Below are 1,352 nucleotides of genomic sequence, written 5' to 3'. Positions count from 1 at the left end.
ATGGTGCGCTGCTTGTCGAGTCCGGACAGCGGCCCGAGGCACGATGCGTCGCCCTTGCCGCCGTCGAGGAACTCGGTCCACGATCCGGGGAGTTGGAGCAGCCGGATGGTGTGCCCGGTCGGGGCGGTGTCGAAGAGGACATGGTCGAAGCCCGCGGTGATGTCGTCGTGCCCGGAGAGCAGTCCGGTGAATTCGTTGAACGACGCTATTTCGGTGGTGCAGGACCCGGAGAGTTGTTCGGCGATCGCCACGATCTCCTTCTCGGGGAGCAGCCCGCGGACGGGACCGATGATCCGCTCGCGATAGTCGGTGGCGGCTTGTTCCGGATCGATCTCGAGCGCAGACAATCCGGGAGCGGCGGGGATCGGGGTGATGGTGTTGCCGATGCTCACACCGAAGACCTGCCCGACGTTGGAGGCTGGATCGGTGCTCACGAGCAGCACTTTCTTGCCGGCGCGAGCGAGGGTCATCGCGCTCGCGCAGGCGATGGAGGTTTTACCGACACCGCCTTTGCCGGTGAAGAACAGGAATCGGGGCGCGTTATTCAGGAACTTCATTGCGGTGTCGGCGCTTTCAGCAGCAGGTGGTGGAGTCGTCGTCGGTGGAGCAGCACGCCGAGGTGTCGGAGAGTCCGAGCATGGCGATCCCGGCCGGCGCCTCAGCCGTTCCAGGTTCGGTGATGCCTGCCCATTTCGCGAGTTGGCTGCGGGTCGGATAGGTGCCGGTCAGGGCGGTGACTCCGTCGACGAGCGCCAGCGGGAGTCCTTCGGAGCCGGATATCTCGAGGAATGCTGCGACGGTGTCGTTACCGGCGAAGGCCAGTGGGTCGTTGGCGAGGTTGTGGCGGGCGATGGTGCCGCCGTTGCTTGCGACCCAGTCGAGGTCGGCGGTGAAGGTGATCAGCGCTTGGTCGACGTCGTCGCCGCAGACGCCGGTGTTGCAGCACAGTGCGGGTTCGAATACTTCGATGGTGCTCATGGTGATGTTCTCTTTCTTGCTTCTCGGGTCTTCGATGGTGCGGGTTCTACCGATCCGGTGTCAGCGGGTCGCCAGACGGGCGGCTAGAGCGTCGACGCGGGCGGCGATGTCGTCGCGGACCAGGCGCATTCGTTCGATTCCGTCGATGCCTCGTTCGGACGGCTCGTCGGTGTCCCAGTTCTCGAAGTCGGTGCCGTCGACCGGTTCGACCTTCGCTTCGCTGCCCAGGATGACGACGATTTCGACCTCGCGCACCAGTTGCGGATCGATCAGTGTCGGAGTTTCACCTGTGATGTCTACCCCGACCTCGAGCAGGGTTTCGACGGACAGGGCGTTGACCGCGTCACCGGGTCGGGTGCCGGCCGAGTACACGT

Annotated in this window: 3 protein-coding genes; all 3 read right to left on the bottom strand. The window is 64.7% G+C overall.

Features of this window, described 5'->3' with window-relative positions; genetic code table 11:
- A partial coding sequence (locus R4P65_RS33015; RefSeq protein WP_317829697.1) for a TRC40/GET3/ArsA family transport-energizing ATPase occupies nt 1–557 on the bottom strand: 557 nt, incomplete at its 3' end.
- 16 nt (nt 558–573) lie between these two features.
- Complete coding sequence (gene arsD, locus R4P65_RS33010) at nt 574–978, bottom strand: arsenite efflux transporter metallochaperone ArsD (protein ID WP_317829696.1); 405 nt, start codon at nt 976–978, stop codon at nt 574–576.
- A 60-nt stretch (nt 979–1,038) separates the two neighbouring features.
- A partial coding sequence (locus tag R4P65_RS33005; RefSeq protein WP_317829695.1) for a low molecular weight phosphatase family protein occupies nt 1,039–1,352 on the bottom strand: 314 nt, incomplete at its 5' end.

The organism is Rhodococcus sp. IEGM 1318, assembly GCF_033142465.1.
Taxonomy (GTDB): Bacteria; Actinomycetota; Actinomycetes; order Mycobacteriales; family Mycobacteriaceae; genus Rhodococcus_F; species Rhodococcus_F qingshengii_B.
Note: the sequence above shows the minus strand (reverse complement) of the source record. Positions and strands in the feature narration are given on the sequence as shown.

Coding starts and splice junctions, on each gene's coding strand:
- arsD (WP_317829696.1), bottom strand. CDS start 978: ATGAGCACCATCGAAGTATTCGAACCCGCACTGTGCTGCAACACCGGC.